General features: G+C 66.4%; 15 protein-coding genes and 1 tRNA gene. 8 read left to right on the plus strand and 8 right to left on the minus strand.

Going from position 1 to position 16,494, the window contains the following annotated elements; all coding sequences use genetic code 11:
* Positions 1 to 6: 6 nt before the first annotated feature.
* From Verru16B_RS08835 to Verru16B_RS08855, 5 genes are all read right to left on the minus strand, one after another.
* Positions 7 to 195, minus strand: coding sequence for a hypothetical protein (locus tag Verru16B_RS08835; RefSeq protein ID WP_069961942.1), 189 nt, complete (start codon positions 193 to 195; stop codon positions 7 to 9).
* A gap of 111 nt (positions 196 to 306) precedes the next feature.
* On the minus strand, positions 307 to 714 hold the full coding sequence (locus Verru16B_RS08840) for a GFA family protein (protein ID WP_069961943.1): 408 nt from the start codon (positions 712 to 714) through the stop codon (positions 307 to 309).
* A gap of 351 nt (positions 715 to 1,065) precedes the next feature.
* On the minus strand, positions 1,066 to 1,263 hold the full coding sequence (locus tag Verru16B_RS08845) for a hypothetical protein (RefSeq protein WP_069961944.1): 198 nt from the start codon (positions 1,261 to 1,263) through the stop codon (positions 1,066 to 1,068).
* A 43-nt stretch (positions 1,264 to 1,306) separates the two neighbouring features.
* On the minus strand, positions 1,307 to 1,864 hold the full coding sequence (locus Verru16B_RS08850; protein ID WP_069961945.1) for a DUF7010 family protein: 558 nt from the start codon (positions 1,862 to 1,864) through the stop codon (positions 1,307 to 1,309).
* Positions 1,865 to 1,927: 63 nt separating this feature from the next.
* On the minus strand, positions 1,928 to 3,940 hold the full coding sequence (locus tag Verru16B_RS08855; protein WP_069961946.1) for an ATP-dependent helicase: 2,013 nt from the start codon (positions 3,938 to 3,940) through the stop codon (positions 1,928 to 1,930).
* Between the two features lie 211 nt (positions 3,941 to 4,151).
* Between Verru16B_RS08855 and Verru16B_RS08860 the strand changes: the two genes are divergently transcribed.
* Positions 4,152 to 5,672 (plus strand): DUF4139 domain-containing protein, encoded by a 1,521-nt coding sequence (locus tag Verru16B_RS08860; protein WP_237023376.1) that lies wholly within the window; start codon positions 4,152 to 4,154, stop codon positions 5,670 to 5,672.
* A 119-nt stretch (positions 5,673 to 5,791) separates the two neighbouring features.
* On the opposite strand, the gene Verru16B_RS08865 is transcribed toward Verru16B_RS08860, so the two are convergent.
* Positions 5,792 to 6,259, minus strand: coding sequence for an REP-associated tyrosine transposase (locus Verru16B_RS08865; protein ID WP_069961948.1), 468 nt, complete (start codon positions 6,257 to 6,259; stop codon positions 5,792 to 5,794).
* A 192-nt stretch (positions 6,260 to 6,451) separates the two neighbouring features.
* On the opposite strand from Verru16B_RS08865, the gene Verru16B_RS08870 reads away from it, so the two are divergent.
* A complete protein-coding gene (locus tag Verru16B_RS08870; protein ID WP_069961949.1) occupies positions 6,452 to 8,038 on the plus strand; it encodes a hypothetical protein in 1,587 nt (528 codons plus the stop codon).
* Between the two features lie 183 nt (positions 8,039 to 8,221).
* Positions 8,222 to 9,535: an agenet domain-containing protein gene (locus Verru16B_RS08875; protein WP_069961950.1), complete on the plus strand. Its 1,314-nt coding sequence runs from the start codon at positions 8,222 to 8,224 to the stop codon at positions 9,533 to 9,535.
* A 153-nt stretch (positions 9,536 to 9,688) separates the two neighbouring features.
* Here the strand turns inward: Verru16B_RS08875 and frr are convergent, their stop codons facing one another.
* Positions 9,689 to 10,246: a ribosome recycling factor gene (gene frr / locus Verru16B_RS08880; RefSeq protein WP_069961951.1), complete on the minus strand. Its 558-nt coding sequence runs from the start codon at positions 10,244 to 10,246 to the stop codon at positions 9,689 to 9,691.
* 58 nt (positions 10,247 to 10,304) lie between these two features.
* Positions 10,305 to 11,036 (minus strand): UMP kinase, encoded by a 732-nt coding sequence (pyrH, locus tag Verru16B_RS08885; RefSeq protein ID WP_069961952.1) that lies wholly within the window; start codon positions 11,034 to 11,036, stop codon positions 10,305 to 10,307.
* 420 nt (positions 11,037 to 11,456) lie between these two features.
* On the opposite strand from pyrH, the gene Verru16B_RS08895 reads away from it, so the two are divergent.
* The 5 genes from Verru16B_RS08895 (at position 11,457) to Verru16B_RS08915 (ending at position 16,408) form a co-directional block, all read left to right on the plus strand.
* Complete coding sequence (locus Verru16B_RS08895) at positions 11,457 to 13,172, plus strand: glycoside hydrolase family 9 protein (RefSeq protein WP_069961954.1); 1,716 nt, start codon at positions 11,457 to 11,459, stop codon at positions 13,170 to 13,172.
* Complete coding sequence (locus Verru16B_RS08900) at positions 13,169 to 14,863, plus strand: glycoside hydrolase family 9 protein (RefSeq protein WP_069961955.1); 1,695 nt, start codon at positions 13,169 to 13,171, stop codon at positions 14,861 to 14,863. The genes Verru16B_RS08895 and Verru16B_RS08900 overlap by 4 nt, the downstream gene beginning before the upstream one ends.
* Positions 14,864 to 14,894: 31 nt before the next feature.
* On the plus strand, positions 14,895 to 15,680 hold the full coding sequence (nagB, locus tag Verru16B_RS08905) for a glucosamine-6-phosphate deaminase (RefSeq protein WP_069961956.1): 786 nt from the start codon (positions 14,895 to 14,897) through the stop codon (positions 15,678 to 15,680).
* 144 nt (positions 15,681 to 15,824) lie between these two features.
* Positions 15,825 to 15,898, plus strand: a tRNA-Gln gene (locus Verru16B_RS08910).
* Between the two features lie 159 nt (positions 15,899 to 16,057).
* Complete coding sequence (locus Verru16B_RS08915; protein ID WP_069961957.1) at positions 16,058 to 16,408, plus strand: GIY-YIG nuclease family protein; 351 nt, start codon at positions 16,058 to 16,060, stop codon at positions 16,406 to 16,408.
* Positions 16,409 to 16,494 lie beyond the last annotated feature (86 nt).

Consider the following 16,494-nt stretch of genomic DNA (forward strand, 5'->3'; position numbering starts at 1 on the left):
TCAGGGTCACGCCGAGGGTTTGCAGCGAGCGAGGCGTATACCGAGGGCGATCAGGCCTAGCATCAGCAGGAGGCCGAGGAACGCCGCGCCGGGCGCATCGTCGGTTTCGCCGACATAAATGCCCGCGGCGCCGAGGGCCACGCCGGCGGCCCCGAGGCCCAGGGCAGTGATCAAGTGGGTGGGAGGAGTCTTCATGGGGGCCCAGTCTGCCGCAGCCGGGTGAAGGGATGATGAAGGGAGTGTGAAATCGAGAGGCAAAGAGCCGCAGGGTTTAACGCGACGGACGCAAGGGGCGCGAAGGCCGGATCAGGGCGGAAACTCCGCGTGCTGCGGCAGCCCGTCGCTGATGGTATGCCACGGCGCCTTGTCGCTCACCCAGATGTGGGCGGTGGGGTGGAGGGTGGGGCTGTCGTGGAGGGAGCCGTAGACCACGTGGATCCAGTCGCGGGGCGGGAAGACCGAGAACAGCAGGGAGCCGCAGTGGCGGCAGTGGAGGTCGTGGGCCTGGTCGCCGCCGTGGCGCAGGATGTCCGCCTCGCCGCGCGTTACGCGGAGCGCCGTGCGGGCGATGCCGCCGAAGGGCTTGAAGGCCGAGCCGGTCACCCGCCGACAATCCGAGCAGTGGCAGTTCTGGGCGTAGGTGAAGGCGTCGGCCACTTCGTAGCCGACTGCGCCGCAGTAGCAGCCGCCGGTCAGGATGCGCGGGGTGGACATGGGGGCAGGAAAGAAGGAAGTCGCGGTGGGGGCAAGGCCATCACCATGGACGCGGGGCTGGCGGCTTCAGGCGGAGCCATTCGTTTTTCGGCAGATCGCGCGGATGAACGTGGAGGGGAACGATGCCGTTTAACCGCGGATAATCAGGAATTCCCCTAAACATCACCGGCCGCAGCCTGCCCGTCCGGCCGCTTTGGGCCAAAGTCGGGGGATCTTTGAACGATTTCCGGTTTGGGCCGTCTGTATTTCCATACCCCGTATGATCCCGAGTTATTTGTTCCCCGTCCTGTGTGTCGCCCTCGTCTTGCTGGTCGTGGTGGACTGCCGGGCTTGCCGGCGAGACTGAGCGATTTACTTGATCCGGGCTTCGCCCTTGGGGGTGAGGGCGTAGAGTTTTTCAGCGCGGCGGTGGGCGATGAGGCCCTCCTTGATCCAGGCGGCCAGCTGCTTCTTGTCCACGGTCCGGGCGTAGCTCTCCGGGATCGTGCCGTCGGAGCCCATGAACAGCGTCTTCAGCTGGAAGGCCAGTTGGGATTTTTGAGGAGTCATGGGCGGGGTGGTAGTAGGTCAGTCTTGGCTGAAGCCGGACCGCTTAGCGCAGCTGATCAGGCGTTTTGCGCTCGCGGCGGATCTGGACAACGACGATCGCCGCAATGGCAGCCTCGATCACCGCTCCCCCGAAAGTGCTCGCGGCCACCGGAAGTTCCTGCAGCGCGGCGAGCAGGCCCAAGGAGGCCAAAGCCGTGCCGCAAAGCCAGTAGACCCGCCGCCCGTAGAGCGTGTGAAACGTGAGATAGCGTCCGCCGATGACGATCAGCATCGCCGGGAAAAACAGCTCCACCCGATAACGCGACAACCCGAACGCCAGAATCATGCCGAGCAGCAATATCACCGTGCTCTCCAGAGCCAACGGGCCGAGAGGATTGTTCCGGGCGTGCGCCCCGGGTCGGCCGAGGGCCTTGGATCCTAGAACCGCGAGGGGATGAATCAGCATGCCGCCGAAAAACAAGGCGAGGACCCCGGCCTGCGGCGTACGGAACAAGGCGATAGAGCCGGCGAGCAGCCACACCAGGGCGGAGGCCGCCAAGCCGGTCGCTCCGCCGAAATAGGCGTGCCGCATATCCGTTTGGGCTTCGTCGATGGTCAGCATCTTTGCTTGGCGGGAAGCCAGTCAGTTTTCGGGGGCGTAATGGAGCGGGCGGACACAGGTGGTTCACCAACCATAGCTGCGCTTGATGCGAAGCTCGTCGTAGAGGTCGCTGGGGAGCTCTTGGAGGAAGCGTGACGGCGAGAGCATCATCCCTCCGGGGCCGGGTCGGGAGGCGACTCTTGGGTAGCTGATGTAGAGCTCGTTCTTGGCTCTCGTGACGGCGACGTAGAAGAGGCGGCGCTCTTCCTCGAAGTCGCCGCTTTCGATCGTGCGGTATCCGGGGAACTGGCCTTCAGCGGCCCCGATCAGGAAGACGACGTCGTACTCCAGGCCCTTGGCTTGGTGGATCGTCGTGAGCTTGATGCACTCGGTGTCGGGCTGAATCTCGCGCTCGCTGGTCTCGCCGTTGAGGAGCATGATCTGGGCGAGGAAGTCCGTCATCTGCGTGAACTGGCCGGCGAAGCCGACGAGGCCTTTCAATTCCTCGAGGCGGTCGGTGTAGTCGGCGTATTCGCCCTTCATGTAGTCGCCGTACCAGCCCTCGATGGCCACGGAGACGGCGTCGGCCGGGGTGTCCTCGTTCATCGCCTCATAGACCTGGCGGAGCGAGGCGCAGAAGTTGGGCCAGTCGGCCTTGGCGTCCTTCGGGACCTTGCTGAGCACGTCGTCGGTGGCGAGGGCGTCGATGAAGTTCTGCTGCATCAGCTTCGCGTGGTCGAGGGCGGCGCTGTAGATCTTGCTCGCACCCTTCTCGCCGACCTTGGGCAGGAGGATGGCGATGCGGTTCCACGCCGAGGTGTTCGCCGGGTTGTAGACGAAGTTGATGACGGCGATCAGGTCGCGCACGTGCTGGCGCTCGAAGAACTTCACGCCGCTGGTGATGGTGTAGGGCATGCCGGCGCGGGTGAGCGCGAGCTGCATCTCGAGGGCGAGGAAGTGCGAGCGGTAGAGGATCGCGATCTCGTTGGGCGACACGCCTTCCTCCTCGACGAGGGCGGAGATGCGCTTGAGCACGAAGGCGGCCTGCTCGCGGTCATCCATGGCCTGGATCACGGCGGGCTTCGTGCCGTGCTTGCGGGCGGCGCGGAGTTCCTTGTCGAAGTGGCGGCCCTTGGGCTGGCAGTTGAGCACGCCGTTGGCGAAGGCCAGAATCTCGGGCGTGGAGCGGTAGTTAGTCTCGATGCGGTGGATGACCGTGCCGGTGTGCCGTTCGGGGAACGACATGATGTTCTCGAAGTCGGCCCCGCGCCACGAGTAGATGCACTGCGCGTCGTCACCCACGGCCATCACTCGGTGGTGTCCGGCCAGCTTGTCCACGAGCTGGGCCTGGATCGTGTTGGTGTCCTGGTACTCGTCGACGAGGACGTGGCGGAAGCGGTTGTTGAAGTACGCGGCGACGTCGGGGGCGTCGGTGAGGAGTTTGAGCCAGAGCTCGAGCAGGTCGTCGTAGTCCACCACCTTGTCGTCGCGCTTCTTCGAGGTGTAGGCGGCGGCGAAGGCGGGGAAGCGGTGCGCGATCTCGGCGTACTGGGGGAAGTTGCGCGCGACCGTGTCGGCAAGGGACAGCTGGGTGTTGCGGGCGAGGGAGAGGACGCTGAACAGCGGACCGGGGCGGGGGTTGGTCTTCTCCTTGAAGAACGTCGCGTCCAGGGCGGTGACGGCCTGCTTGAGGAGGGTCTCGGACTCGTCGGCGTCGAGGATGGTGAAGTTCTTCGGCAGGCCGATGGCCTCGCCGTACATGCGGAGGGCGCGGTTGCCGAGGGAGTGGAAGGTGCCGCCCCAGAAGCGACCGGGCTCGATGCCGGTGAGGTCGTGGACGCGGTGGAGCATCTCCTTGGCGGCCTTGTTGGTGAAGGTGAGCAGGAGGATCTCGCCGGGGCGCACGCCCTGGGAAAGGAGGTAGGCGACGCGGTAGGTGAGGGTGCGGGTCTTGCCCGAGCCGGCGCCGGCGAGGACGAGGAGCGGGCCGGGCTCAGCGGTCACGGCGGCGAACTGCTCGTCGTTCAGGAGGGCCCGGAAGTCGATGGGGGGGACCGAGGGTTGGCCGTAATTGGGTTTATCGAGCTCGAAATCCATGAAGGCGGAAGAAGCTCACGCAAAGCCGCCAAGACGCAAAGGGGAAAATCTCCCCAAATCAGTCCAGTATACTTGGGCAGGGTCGAACCACCTATTTTAACCACGAATGGCCCGGCTACCCACTGATGCGAGGCCCGTTAGGGTTTAGCCCGCTTTTCTAAGAAACTCCCGGCTGGTCCGTGGGTCACACCGCAACCCTCCTATGCGCATCATGAACGTCCTCCGTCTCCTTTCCGTCCTGGCCGCCGGTGTCCTCACCGCCTCGGCTTCCGGGCCTGCCCTCACGATCTACAACCAGAACTTTGCCGTCGTCCGCGAGCGCGTGCCGCTCGACCTGAAGGCGGGGGTCAACGCGGTGACCTTCTCCGATGCCACCGTCCACCTCGAGCCGGACTCGGTGGTCCTCCGCGACCCGGCGGGCAAGGTGGCGCTGCGGGTGCTGGAGCAGAACTACCGCGCCGACACGATTTCCCAGGGACTGTTGCTCTCCCTTTATGAGGGCAAGGAACTGGACTTCCTGAACCGCGACCAGAACGGCAAGGAGTACATCGTGAAGGGCCGGGTCATCCGCAGCGGGTACACGCCGAATGTCTTCGCGATGAACCGCTACGGCCATGAATTCATGCAGCGCCAGCAGCAGCTGGGCAATTTCGGCGGCGGCATGGGCCAGCCGATCATCGAGGTCGAAGGCAAGCTGCGTTTCTCCCTGCCCGGCGAACCGCAGTTCCCGGCGCTGACGGACGACTCCATTTTGAAACCGCAGCTGGCGTGGGCGCTGGCGACCGACAAGCCGGTGAAGTTTGACGCCGAGTTGAGCTACGTCACGGGCGGCATGAGCTGGGAGGCCTCCTACAACCTGATCGCGCCCGAGCAGGGTGACACGCTCGACCTGACCGGTTGGGTCACGATCGACAACCAGAGCGGCAAGCAGTTCGACGCGGCGGTCATCAAGCTCATGGCCGGCGACGTCAGCAAGCTGCAGCCCGGCCAGGAGGTGATGAATCTGGGTTACGTCATGCGCGCCGATAAGGCCATGGATGCGGACGGCGGGCAGGTCACCGAGAAGGCCTTCGACGAGTTTCACCTTTATTCGCTGCCCCGGCCGGCGACGCTGCGGAACCGCGAGACCAAGCAGGTGGAGTTCCTGCGCGCGACCGGCGTGAAGGCGAAGACCTTCTACGTCTACAACGGCGCGGACATCGGGCCGCAGTTCCGCGGCTGGAACGAGCAGATGATCCGCCAGCAGCCCGAGTACGGCACGCAGTCGAATCCCAAGGTCTGGGTGATGCGCGAGTTCAAGAACAGCGAGGAGAACGGCCTGGGGATCCCGTTGCCGAAGGGGCGCACGCGCTTCTACCGGCAGGACGACGCCGACGGCCGGCTCGAGTTCACCGGCGAGAACACGATCGACCACACGGCCAAGAACGAGCTGGTGCGGCTCTACACGGGTGAGGCCTTTGACATCGTCGGCGAGCGCAAGCGCATGGACTTCCAGCTGAGCAACCGGCAGGACCAGATGGACGAGGAATTTGAGATCAAGGTGCGTAACCGTAAGACGACGCCCGTCGAGGTGCGGGTGACCGAGCGCCTTTACCGCTGGTCCAACTGGACGATGGTGAGCCAGACGCACGACTTCGAGAAGCAGGACGCGCAGGATATCGAGTTCCGCGTGACGGTGCCCGCCGACGGCGAGGTCGTGGTGCGGTATCGGGTGCGGTATGATTGGCGGTGACGGCGATTGATGTAGGGCGGGGTCGCCGAACCCCGCCTCGAGCGTGATATGGCTTTCGTAGCAGGCGGGGTTGCTTCGCCATCTCCGCCCAGCCTCCGTCGGCGACCCCGCCCTACAAGTTAGAAACGCAGGGCTTCGCACTCGCCTGCGAATGGCCACTCGTCAGCCCGGGTAACCAACCCAGCCCGTACCGGGTTCTCGCGAACGTAATGCCACTTCTGATCGTAACTGGAGGCCGAGCGCAGCACGTGGTCGAAGAACTCGCGTTGCCAGATGGGTTGGGAAACGTGGCCTGGGCGTTGGATAAGTCCGGAGGTCCACCGCTTCCAGTCCCTCATGAAGATATCGAGCGTCTTTTGCCCAGTGGCGCGCTGAGCAAAGAAATGAACATGGTCAGGCATCACGACATAGCGGCCGGTGGCCCACCCATGGATTTGGGCCGAGGCTCGCCATGATTCGACGAGCGCCTCCGATACGGCCGGCGCTGTCAGGATCGGCCTCCTGCGGTCTGTGCAGGTGGTGAGGAAATAGATTGGGTTACTCACCCAGACCTTTGATAGGCGGATCAAATGCTCACGTTCCTGCATTCACCGGAACTGTAGGGCGGCATCGCCGAATGCCGCCGGTTTGGAAACGACCTAAGAAAAGGCGGCATTTGGCGATGCCGGGATCCAGACAAGGCAAGGCCGGGTTCGGCGACCCCGCCCTACAACCAAGCCCTAGGTCTTATAACCAAAATCCTTTCGACTCCGCGGGGCGCTTCGGGCTTGTTCGGGCGCATGGCCAAGCGCGTGAAACTGAGCATGGGGTGCGGGTATGCCGTGTTTTTCATCCTCCTGCTGGGCGGTCTGGGCCTGCTCGTCGTGGGCCTGAACCATTACGAAGAAGCCGGCGGCATCTGGGCGAAGGAGGCGGTGATTCCCGCGCTGTTCGGGGCGACCTTGCTGGCCGGGTCGCTGGGTTACCTGAAACTGGCGCGACGGCTCGTGCGCGAGGGGGCGGAAGAGACGGCGCGGCAGGCGCAGTTTCCCGGTCAGCCCTGGAAATGGAAAAAAGCATGGCTGGGACCGGCCATCGCGTCGGACAACCAGGGTGGGGCGGCGGCGATGTGGTTCTTCGCGCTGTTCTGGAACGCCATCAGCACGCCGGTGGCTTGGGCGATTTTCACGGGCAAGATCAACGACAAGGCGGCCTACATCGCCCTGATTTTCCCGGTGGTGGGCGTCGGTCTGGTGGCGGCGGCGGTCTACCAGACGGTCCGCGCGCGCAAGTACGGCCGGGCGCGCTTCGTGCCGTCCTCGCTGCCGGGCGTGATCGGCGGCTACCTGGGCGGCGTGATCGAGGTGCCGGCGCGCGTGGTGCCCGAGGGCCAGGCGCAGCTGACCCTGCGGTGCGTGCGGCGCGAGACGCGCGGCAGCGGCAAGAACCGGAGCACGACCGACCGCGTGCTGTGGGAACGCGAGGAAGCCATCGCGGCCGAGAAGTGGGTGACCGGACCCGGCGGCACGCGCATCCCGGTGCTGTTCTACATACCGCCGGGCAACTTCGCGACCGATGACAGCGACAGCGACAACGAGATCGTCTGGCGTCTGACGGCCGGGGCGGCCACGCCGGGCGTGGATTTCTCGACCCGCTTTGTGGTGCCGGTCTTCCCCACCGGTGAGACGGCCGCGCCGCCTGATCCGGGTTCCCCGCTGCTCGAGGAATACTCGCCCCAGGTGCTCGACACCGCCGCGCTGCAGGCCTGCGGCGTGCGGCGGGAGGGGGACACCTTTCATTTCAGCGCCAGCCACCTGCCGGGCATGCGGTTGACGACGGCGGCGTTGCAGCTCGGCCTGTTGGCGTTGCTCATCTGGTACTGGGGTCGCGATGTCCACGGGGTGGTCTGGGGCATAACGCTCTTCTTCGGACTCATCGTGAGCCTCTTCACCGCCAACGTGTGGTTCGCCCACTTCGAGCTGCGGGTGGAGGCCGGCGACGTGGTGGTGACCAAGCCGCGGCCGTGGGGCACGAAGGTCACGCGGGTGCCGCGGGCCGAGGTGGAGGCGATCAAGCCCGAGCGGGCCATGGCGTCGGGTGAGAGCCAGTATTACAGCCTGAGCCTCGCCGGGGCCCCGGGGGCCGATCTGGGCGCGGCGGCGGCGGCCGGGGAACCGTTTGCGCTCCGCAAGCTGCGGTTCCAACTCGAGCAGCTGAAGAAGCAGGGCAACCTGACGCCGGACCGGGAGAAACAACTGGCGGAGGAGATCGAGGCCCAGCGGCGGGCGACCCCCAAATTCCTGGTGCCCTTTGCGCGGCACATCCCCGGTCAGACCCGCGCCGAGGCGATCGGGGCGATGGTGCTGGCGGCGATCAAGGGGAAGTAGGAAGTAGGAAGGAGGAATTAAGAAGGAAGAAGGGATGAATCGAAAGGCGGGTCCCCGTGCTCCAGAAAACGATGGAGTCGCGGCGACCTCGCCGCGGAAGGGTTGGGCTCGCTCGTAGAAATACGCAGGACCCGGGCAAGATCCGGGTTGCGGCGGCGGGGTCGGCCGCGAGGATCGGCGCCCATGCAATTCCTGCGCGGACTGGGGGCTTTTCTCGGGCTGGTGGTGATGCTGGCCGCGGCCGATTTCAAAGTGGGCGACCCGATCGAGGCCCTGTCCTACGGCATTTGGTCGAAGGGCAAGGTGATCGAGGTGGGTGACGGCAAGTGGAAGGTGACCTACGACGGCTACAGCGCCTCGTGGGACGAGTGGGTGGGGCCGGACAAGATCCGCGCGGTGGGCGAGGTGGTGGCGGCCGCGGTGCCGAAGCCGGTCGGGCCGGCGGTGCCGGGCCAATGGCGGGCGGGCGATCGCGTCGAAGGGTTGTCGTATGGCGCGTGGTACCCGGCCACCGTGCTCGAGGTGGGCGGCGGAAAATGGAAGGTGCACTATGATGGATATGGCAGCAGTTCCGACGAATGGCTGCCGGCGGAGAAGCTCCGCCCGATCCGCACGGCGTCGTGGAAGGTCGGGGACCGCGTGGAGGCCCTCTCCTATGGCAAGTGGTATGGGGCCAAGATCATCGAGGCCGAGTCGGCCCGTTGGAAGGTGACCTATGATGGGTACGGCAGCTCGTCGGACGAGTGGTTGAACATCGACCGCCTCCGCGCGCCCGGGGCGAAGACCGTGGGCGGCAGCGACCAAGCGGGCCAGGCGGTCGAGAGCTACAAGTTGCCGGTGCGGCCGGCGGGGGCGCAGGCGGGGCTCGAGGGCGCCTACCTGCGCGTGGAAACCTACTATTTCGGATCCAGCCTGAGCCTCAACAACCAGGGCTGGTTTTTCACCAAGGACGGGCGGTTCAGCAAGTCGCCCGCGGGCGGGTTTGATTTGGCGGCGTTCGCGCAGACCGCAGACCTGCGCCAGACGGACGGCACGTACTGGATTGCCGACGGCAAGATCACCTTCGCGTGGGCCGACGGCTCCGCGCCAACCGTCACCGATTTCAAGCGCGAGAAGGACGATCTCTTCTGGGGCGGGCTCGGCTCGACGCGCGTCGAGGGCTTCACGAAAGGCTGGCGGTTCGACGGCGAATACGAGGGCGGGGCCTCGATCGGCGGCGGGGCGCTGATGTCATCCACGACGCTGACCTTCGCACGGGACGGCACGTTCCGGCGCGGGTCGGTTTCGTCGTTCAAGGCGGTGAGCGACCACAGCGTGGTGTCAGGCGGTGCCACGGATGAGGCGGATGGCAGCTATGAATTCAACGGGCACACGCTCACACTGGTGACCAAGGGAGGGGAAACGCAGGCGTTCACGGTGTTTGCGTTCGGCGACAGGGATGAGGCGGGACGGCCGGACTATATTTACCGGGATGGGACGATGATGCGCCGGCAGTGAGTGAGTGTTCAGAAACTGTAGGGCGGGGTCGCCGAACCCCGCCTTTGTTCGAGCGCGATATCACGCTCGAGGCCGGCTTCGGCGACCCCGCCCTACAATGAAAAAGCCCGCCGAGGGGCGGGCTTGTGGCTCGGCGGGATGACTCGCCCTACCTCAGACCGTGAGGAGGTCCTTCTCCTTGTTGGCGAGGTGGCCGTCGATGTCCTTGATCGCCTTGTCGGTCGCGGCCTGGACGTCCTTCTCGAGACGCTTCTCGTCGTCCTCGGAGATCTTGCCGTCCTTCTTGAGTTTCTTGGTGGCCTCCATCGCGTCGCGGCGGACGTGGCGGACAGCGACGCGGCCTTCCTCGGCGAGGCGCTGGGCGGTCTTGACGAATTCCTGACGACGCTCGCGGGAGAGCTCGGGGAAGGGGAGGCGGATCAGGGTGCCGTCGACGACGGGGTTCACGCCGATGTTGGCCATCTGGAGGGCCTTCTCGATGGCGCGGAGCACGCCCTTGTCCCAGGGCTGGATCTGGATCATGCGCGGATCGGGCGTGGTGATGGCGGCGCAGCCCTTGAGCGGCATCATGGAGCCGTAGGCCTCGACCATGACGGACTCGACCATGGCCGGGGAGGCCTTGCCGGTGTGGATGGTGGAGAACTCGTGGAGCGTGTGATCCACGGCTTTCTTCATGCGGGCCTGGGCGTCGGTGAGGGTGGCGTTGCTCATGTCGGGAATAGGTTTGGGATCTAGGGTCGGGAGGGCTTAAACTTCAACGGACCACGGGTCACCCGTGGACCAGCGTGCCGATCTTGTCGCCGGCGACGGCCTTGCGGATGGCGTGCTCGTCGTCGAGGTTGAAGACGAGGATGGGGACGTTGTTGTCCAGGCAGAGGGAGAACGCCGTGGAGTCCATGACGTTGAGGCGCTGCTTGAGGGCGTCGATGAAGGTGAGCTCGTCGTACTTGACGGCGTCGGCGTGCTTCTTCGGGTCCTTGTCGTAGATGCCGTCGACCTTGGTGGCCTTCATGATGATGTCGGCGTGGAGCTCGGAGGCGCGGAGGGCGGCGGTGGTGTCGGTCGAGAAATACGGGTTGCCCGTGCCGGCGACGAAGATGACGACGCGGCCCTTCTCGAGGTGGCGCATGGCGCGACGCATGATGAACGGCTCGGCGATCTGGTTCATGGGGATGGCCGACTGGACGCGGGTCTTCACGCCCATCTTCTCGAGGCAGTCCATGATCGCGAGGCCGTTGATGACGGTGGCGAGCATGCCCATATAGTCGCCGGTGGTGCGGTCGACGCCGCGCTTGGCGCCCTGGAGGCCGCGGAAGATGTTGCCGCCGCCGATCACGACGCAGACCTGCACGCCGAGGTCGTGGATTTCCTTCACCTGTTCGCACATCCGCTCAAGGATGGCGGCATCGATGGTCTCGGAACCCTTGCCGCGCAGGACCTCGCCGCTGAGTTTCAGGACGACGCGCTTGTATTTGAGGGAAGGGGCGGTTTTGGCGCACATGCGTCTGGGATGAAACGATTGCGCCAAACCCGCGTCAAGGGGGGAGATGGGGGCCGGCAAACGTAAACCGGGGGTCAAGAGCCCGTTCCGACCGGGGCCGCAGTGCGCTCGGCCTGGTCCTCGCGCCGGACCGCCCAAATAATTCCCCCGAGCCCGATGAGGAGGAACACCGCCACGGCGATGGCCATGCTGATGTTCACCTTGGTGGTGCGTTTGTGGACGTTGACGAGCGGCTGGCCGGAGGTTTGTGGTTCGAAGCCTATGGTTAAAAGCGGGTCTGGTAAGGACAGGGGGAAAGGGGCGTGGTGCGGGCTATTTTTTCCCGGCGGCCCGCGGTCGTGCAACCGCGGGTCGGAACCGTACAATCGCGCATCCCGGGGCTTGCACGGATGCGCGGCGGGCGACAACTTGGCCGCTCCCATGAGGCGACGCCTGTTACCCCTGATCGCGCTCCTGCTGGCGGCCACCGGTCTGCTGCGGGCGGAGGTGTACCTGCGCTGGAACCAGGCCGGATATGCCGCCGCGCAGCCCAAGGTGCTGGTGGCGTTGAGCACGACCGATCTGGCCGGCCAGGCCTGGACCGTGACCCGGGGCGGTGAGACCGTGGCGCGCGGGACCTTCGGGGCCCGGGTGACCGGGGCGGGGGATCATACGCCCTTTGCCTTCAACCATGCGGCGGATTTCAGCGAGTTGCGGGCGACCGGTGACTATGTATTCGCCTCCCCGGGCTTGCCGGAGGCGCGGTTCACGGTGGCGCCAAGCCCTTATGAGCGGTTCCTGCCGTTGCCGCTCCGGCATCTCCGCGTGATGCGCTCGGGATCCCCTGACACCCTGCTGCGGAAATTCTCGCATGCCGGCGACGCGCGCGCCCCGCTGTTCGTGCCTGACGGCGACCCGGCCAACGGCAAATGGAAACCCGCCGTGCCGGCCCGCACGGTGGACGTTAGCGGTGGCTGGTATGATGCCGGCGACCAGATCAAGTTCACGCTCAACCAGGCCGCCACGTCCTATCACCTGTTGCTCGCCTACCGGCTCAAGCCCGCCCTCTTCGGCCGCGTCCACAGCCGCAGCGATCTGCCGGATGTGCTCGACGAGGCGAAGCACGGGCTGGAGTTCCTGATGCGGGTGCATCCGGACCCTGACACCTTCATCATCCAGGTGGCCGACGCCGACGACCACAACCAGGGCATGCGCCTGCCTGAGCATGACGAACTCGATGGCCGGCGTCCCGCGCTGGCCGCCCTCTCGCGGGTGCACATGGGCGCCGCGGCCGCCGCGCTCGCGCTGGGGGCCCGGACCTTCCGCGACCTGGGCCGGGTGGAGGACGCGACCCGCTACGGCACGATGGCGCAGACGATCTACACCCGGGCCCGCGCCGCCGACACCCTCGCCACCGCCTTCGAGCGGGACGAGGTGAATGATTTTTATCACGACCCGGATCCGACCGACCAGATGGCCCTCGCCGCGCTGGAGCTGCACGCGCTCACCGGAGATGACACCTGGCGCGCCCAGGCCCGGGCTTACGCGCCGCCCGCCGCCACCGAGGTGGGCTGGAAGGATTGGAACTGGCTGGCCAACGCCGGGCTGGCGCCGGACGACTCCGCGGCGAAATCGCGTCTGCTGGATGAGACGGCGGGCTACGTGGCCCACGCCCGCGAGCGCGGCGCGCCCTGGGGCATTCCGAGCAAATACGTCTGGGGCAGCCTCGCCCGCTGGGTCGGCATCGCCAACGCCAGCCGCGAGACCGCGCGCCGGTACGGGCCTTCGTCGGAGCGCGATGCGCTGTTCTGGGGCGTCACGGATTATGTCTTCGGCCGCAACAACTGGGGCGTGTCGTTCCTCCTGGCCGAGGAACTGCCCAACACGCTGCGTCATCTCTACAGCCCGGTCTACAAGCTGCTGCGGGAGTTTCCCACCGGCGCGCTGTCCGAGGGGCCCGGGGAGCGCGCGCTGCACGACTCGCTGAGCAAGTGGTTCCAGATACCGGCGGATGATCCGTTCCACCGCTTCAATACGCCGGCGGGAGTCTTCTTCGACAACGACACCGATTTCATGTGCCAGGAAGCGACGATCACCGCGCAGGCGGACATCGTGCTGCTGCTCACGCTGGCCTCGCTGCCGGAGACCGCCCCATGAAAATCCTCGGCAACCACATCGGCTACACGCCGGGAGACCAGAAGGTGCTGCTGCTCGAGGCACCGGAAGCCACCGCCTGGACGGAGCTCGCGCTCGTCTCGCTGCCGGACGGGGCCGTGGTGTGGCGGGGCGCGGCGACCTTCGCCGGCCCGGTCGCGGGCTGGACGGTGGGCCCGTGGTGGCGGGTGGACGTCAGCGCCGTGCGCGTCCCCGGCCGCTACGCGTTGCGCTGGGCGACGGCGACGGCCGCGGGACAGGGTGAGGGTTTTGAGATCGCGGAGAACCTGCTCGGGCACCCCGTCGTCTCGGACCTGTTGTTCTATTTCAAGAGCCAGCGGTGTGCCGGCATCTATGACCGCGCGGACCGGCGGGCGAAGCGCGTCGGGGACGGCGCGGTGCGCGAGGTGCACGGCGGCTGGTTCGATGCGTCGGGGGACACGAGCAAGTACCTGAGCCATCTCTCGTATGCGAACTACCTGAACCCGCAGCAGACCCCGTTGGTGGTATGGGTGCTGGCGCGGGCCTGGCACCTCTACCGGGCGGCCGGCGCGGCCCCGTATTTCCTCGAGCGCCTCCAGGCGGAGGTGCTGCATGGCGCCGACTGGCTGGTGCGCATGCAGGATCCGGTGGGGTTCTGGCATGTGACGGTTTTCGACCGCTGGACGAAGGATCCCGCGCAGCGCGAGCTCTGCTCCTACCGCACGCAGAAGGGCGACAAGTATGCCGACTACCAGGCCGGCTGGCGCCAGGGCGGGGGCATGGCCGCGGCCGCGCTGGCCTTGGCCTCGACGCTGGGCGAGGGCGGCGATTTTCGTCCGGCGGACTATCTCGCCGCGGCGCGCAAGGGCTTCGCCCACCTGCAGGCGCACGGCACGGAGTACCTGGATGACGGGAAGGAGAATATCATCGATGACACTTGCGCGCTGCTCGCGGCGGTGGAGTTGCAGGCCGTCGCGCCCGGTCCGTCGATCGCCGCCGAGCTGGACCAGCGCCTCGCCGCGCTCGCCGCCCGACGACGCGCGAGTGACGGCACCGTTTGGCTTGCGGCCGATGGGGCGGGGGAGCGGTCGTGGTTTCACGCCAGTGACGCCGGCCTGCCGCTGGTGACGCTGTTGCGGCTGGCTGATGCCCACCCCGCGCACCCGCAGGCCGCGGCCGCCCGCGCGCTCGCGGCGGAACTCATGCAGGCGCAGCTCGCGCTCGGCGAGGGTCGCAACAATCCCTTCGGTTATCCGCCCCACTGGGTGAAGACCCCGGGCACGCCCGGCCGCGTCCAGTGGTTTTACCCGCACGACAATCCCTCGGGATACTGGTGGCAGGGTGAGAACGCCCGGTTGGCCTCACTCGCGGCCGCCGCGCAGGGCGTGGGCGCGGTCACGGGCGATCCGGTGGCCGCCCGGGCGGGCCGCCGTTGGGTGGACTGGATTCTCGGCGCCAATCCCTTCGACCGGTGCATGCTGCACGGGCGCGGGCGGAACAACCCGGTCTACGAGGAGCACTATCACAACGCCCCCGGCGGCGTGGCCAACGGCATCACCAGCGGTTTCACGGACGAGAACGACATCGCCTTCGCGCCGCTGCCGGCGGCCGCCGACTCCGCGGAGAAATGGCGCTGGGGCGAGCAGTGGCTGCCGCATGGCGCCTGGCTGCTTTACGCCCTCGTGCTGCGCGAGACCGGCCACAGCTCCTGACCTTTACGTCTCAACCCAACCCACGCCTTCCATGGAAGTCATCATCCAGAAAAACACCGACGCCGGCTGCCTGCTGGGCGCCCGCATCATCGCCAAGCTTGTGCGCGAGAAGCCCGACGCCGTGCTCGGTCTCGCCACCGGGCGCACTCCGCTCCAGCTGTACCAGGAACTCATCCGCCTGCACCGGACCGAGGGCCTCGACTTCAGCCGCATCACGACCTTCAACCTCGATGAGTACGTGGGCCTGCCGGCGACGCACGACCAGTCGTACCGCTGGTTCATGCGCGAGAATTTTTTTCGGCACATCAACATCGACCAGCGACGCACGCACGTGCCCGACGGCACGGCGGCGGACGTCCACGCCGAGTGCCGCGACTATGAGAAGCGCATTGAGGCGGCGGGCGGCATCGACCTGCAGTTGCTCGGCCTCGGCCGCAACGGCCACATCGGCTTCAACGAGCCGACGGGTTCGCTCCGCTCGCGCACCTGGATCAAGATCCTGTCCGAGCAGACGCTGCGCGACAACAGCGCGGTGTTCGGGGACTTCGCGCAGATGCCGCGTCATGCGATCACGATGGGCGTGGGCACGATCCTCGACGCCCGCCGCGTGCTCCTGCTGGCTTTCGGGCCGGCGAAGTGCCGGGCCGTGACCGCCATGGTCGAGGGCCCGCTGGCGGCGATCTGTCCGGCGTCCGCCTTGCAGTTGCATCCGCGCGCCACCATTCTCCTGGACGACACCTCGGCGGCCGGCCTGCAATACGCCGACCACTACCGCTGGATCGACCAGCACAAACTGGACTGGCAGAAGCACGACTGAGGTCCGGGGCGGGTGGCGTCGCGCGGGTGGGCCCCGGAACGTGCCCATCTGGTTCAGTTGGTAAAAAAGCCGCCGGCGGGCGGGGTGGTTTTCCACCCTTGACCGGACCGGCCCGGGTAGCACATTGCCCCTTCCGCACTTCACTGCCTGATGGTGTAATGGTAGCACAGGTGACTTTGACTCACCTAGTCATGGTTCGAATCCATGTCGGGCAGCCATTCGACGCGGCCCTCGCGCTGCTCGGGCCTTGCTCATGGCAGGCCAGTTTGCCGCGAGGGCTGCGTCGAATGCCCTGAGCAAGCGAAGCGCGTCGAATGGGCTTTCGACCCAGCGACTAACGCTGGTTATCGTTCCAGAACATCGGGCCACCAAAATCCATGCCCGAATTGTTTCCAGTCATTCCGATACCCGCCGCTATCGCTGATTTGGCCTGGGTGTACATTCTCCAAACGGCCGACGGCGCGCTCTATATCGGTCAAACCCGCGATATCGGCGAGCGCCTGCGCAAGCACCGCCATGGTCTCGGCAGCAAATTTACAACTGATCATTCCGGGCCTCGTTTGGTTTTTTGCGAAGGCACCATGTCGCTGGACGAGGCCGTAGTCCGGGAGCACCAGCTCAAGCGCTGGTCCCGCCCCAAGAAGGAAGCCCTGATCCGCGGGGACCTCCCCCGCCTGCGCGAACTCAGCCGATCGCGGGAGCGACCCGGCAATGGCGCGCGGGCGTGATCAAGGGGGCGAGCGGGGGCCACCCCAGGTCAAAAGCCTCCCCCGGGCAGGGACAATCGGCACGTTGTCTTGTGCAATTGGTGCGA

The organism is Lacunisphaera limnophila, assembly GCF_001746835.1.
GTDB lineage: Bacteria > Verrucomicrobiota > Verrucomicrobiia > Opitutales > Opitutaceae > Lacunisphaera > Lacunisphaera limnophila.